Origin of the sequence: Variovorax beijingensis (assembly GCF_003951285.1) — a bacterium.
Lineage (GTDB): Bacteria > Pseudomonadota > Gammaproteobacteria > Burkholderiales > Burkholderiaceae_C > Variovorax > Variovorax beijingensis.
Map to the genome: position 1 here is coordinate 1 of NZ_RXFQ01000057.1, position 2,607 is coordinate 2,607.

The window sequence follows — 2,607 nt, forward strand, 5'->3', positions numbered from 1 at the left end:
CCCGATGGCCACCCCAAACTGCTCCACTTATGGCCGGTCAAACTGCTCCAGGCAGGACGGTCGGATTATGACGATTCGGGTGTCATGGCGATGCGCGCGGCGGCCTCCTTCAGGCGGTAGCTTTTGCCCTCGAACTCCAGCATGGCGCAGCGGTGCATGAGCCGGTCCAGGATGGTGGTGGCCATGGTGGCGTCGGCGAGGTACTTTCCCCAGTCCTGCACCACCCGGTTGGAGGTGATGACGATGGCGCGGCGCAGCTTGTAGCGCTGGTGCACGATGGCCTGCAGCAGTTCGGCGCTCACGTCGGCAATGCGCCGGGCCAGGAACAGGTCATCAAGGACCAACAGGTCTGGCTCGATCCAGCCCTTGAGCTGTTCGGCCTGTTGCGCCGTGCTGGCCAGCCCGTAGCGGGCGAACTCGGAGTCGGCCTCCACGTAGCGCACGTCATAGCCCTGCAACGTGGCCTGGTAGGCCACCGCCTTGGCCACATGGCTCTTGCCGGTGCCGGGCTTGCCGACGATCAATGCGTTGGCCCCCTCGCCGACGAACTTCAGGGTGTGCAGCTCGAAGCAGGCGTTGCGCGGCAGCTTGGGATTGAAGCGCCAGTCGAAGTCCGCCAGCGTCAGGCGTTCGGCCAGGCCTGAGCGCTTGAAGCGGCGCTCCATCAATCGCGAGCGGCGCCGGTCGAGCTCGTCTTGCAGCATGGCGGCCAACGTCTCCAGGAAGGGCTGCTGGGCGGCCTGGGCCTGCATCACGCGGGTGGACAGGGTGTCGGCGATGCCGGACAGGCGCAGCTCGCGCAGGGCGCGTTCGATCTCGGTCATGTTCATGGCTGGGCGATCTCAGTGGTGGGGGTGGGAGAGGTTGTGCCGCCCGAGGTGGCGGTGGCGGTGGCGGCGTGGGCGAACAGATCGCCGTATTCGTCGGCGCTGCGAATGAGCGCGTGCTGCTGGGTGAGCGTTGACGCCGACTGTGTCGGCGTGCCGGCCTGCAGGGCGGCCAGGGCGTCGGCCACCAGCCGCTCGGTGAGCGCCTTGACGTGGCGGTAGCTGTTTACGCCTTGCGCCATGGCGCCCGCACAGGCCGCATCGATGAAGTGACGGGGGTAGCGCTTGGCCAGATTGACGATGCCCCAGAGCTTGCGCTGGCCCACGCGCCCCTCGATGGCGAACAGCATCTGGCACAGCCGAGCGGCCTGCGGCCCGATGGCTCGGGCCTGGGCCAGGATGTAGCGCGTCTCGCGCGAGGGGTTGAACACCCGCTCGGCCATGGGCAACACCACGGTGCCGGGGCGATCAACCCGGGCGTGGGTGCGCAGCAAGGCCTGGGTGCGCAGCTCGCGGATCTCGATGCGCCGCTCGAACAGCCGCACCAGCACCTTGGAGCCAATCGGGGCCGGACGAGCGGCGTAGCTGCTGTGGTCGATGCGCACGCAGCTGTCGTCGCAGACCGTGCGCTGCACCTCGGTGAAGTACTGCATGCGCGTGGCCGGCAGCGGCTGCAGGTGGGCGCGCTCCTCCTCGAACATGGCCTGCACCTGACGCCGCTCGGCGCCGTGGATGCGCGAGGCGGCCCACTTGGACTCCCAGTGTTCCAGGAAGGCGTTCTGCTCTTCGATGGTCTCCAAGCGCCGGCCCTTGAGCGCGGTGGCCTGGGTGTGTTGGATCGCGTTCTCTACCGTCCCCTTGCGATTCGGATCCCGGACCCGGGCCGGGTCGGCCACCACCTCGTAATGAGCGAGTGTGGCCGCGTAGACCGGATTGAGCGCGGGCTCGTACAGGTCGGGCTTCAAGACGCCTTCCTTGAGGTTGTCGAGGACGACGTAGTGGGTGGACCCGCCGAAGTAGGCCCAGGCCTGCTCGTGCAACTCAGCCCAGACTTGCTGGCTGGACTTCCAGACCACGCGGCGGAAGCTGCGCCGCGAGTAGCGCAGCGTGGCCACGAACAGGCGGGGTTTGCGCCAGCGCTCGGTGCCCGGCATCCGCGTGGGGGCGCCTTCACCGTAGTCGACCTGCATCTCCTCGCCGGGCGCAAAGCTCAGACGATCGAACTGCTCGGGCTCCTTGTGGCGAAGCTGGGCGCAGAACCGTTTGACCGAGTTGTAGGCGCCATCAAAGCCGTGCAGGTCGACCAGGTCCTGGTAGATGGCGGTGGCGTTGCGGCCCAGGCGCAATTGCGCGTCGATGAAGGCGCGGTGGGGTTCGCACTTGGAGGTGGCCAGCGGCGGCGCTACCGGCCCGGAAGTCGGTGGCCAGGGTGGAGCAGTTTGACCACCGGAGTCGGTGGCCACCCCGGGGCAGTTTGCCGGATCGGCGGCGAAACGCTGCTGGTAGGTCCGGATGGTGTGGCGCGAAATGCCGGTGATGCGTTCGATCTCGCGCTGGGTGGCGCCGCCCTTGAGCAGCGTCCAGATGGTGGTTTGCAGATGTGGCTTCAAGACGTTCACTCCGTTGTTCCCCTCGCTCAGAGGGGGTGGAAAGTAACGTCCTGCCTGTCGAGCTTCGCGGCGCCCGACGCACCGTGTTCAATGCGTCAGATCACCGTGGCCAGGGTGGAGCAGTTTGGGTGGCCATAAGTGGGGCACTTTGGGTGGCCGTCGGGGAGCGC

The 2,607-nt window shown here is 67.5% G+C and carries 2 protein-coding genes; both read right to left on the bottom strand.

The window, feature by feature from the left end; genetic code table 11:
* Positions 1-65: 65 nt before the first annotated feature.
* Complete coding sequence (istB, locus tag EJO66_RS32290) at positions 66-830, bottom strand: IS21-like element helper ATPase IstB (RefSeq protein ID WP_125967269.1); 765 nt, start codon at positions 828-830, stop codon at positions 66-68.
* Positions 827-2,446, bottom strand: coding sequence for an IS21 family transposase (gene istA, locus EJO66_RS32295; protein ID WP_125967270.1), 1,620 nt, complete (start codon positions 2,444-2,446; stop codon positions 827-829). Before istA ends, istB begins: the two co-directional genes overlap by 4 nt.
* Positions 2,447-2,607: the final 161 nt, after the last annotated feature.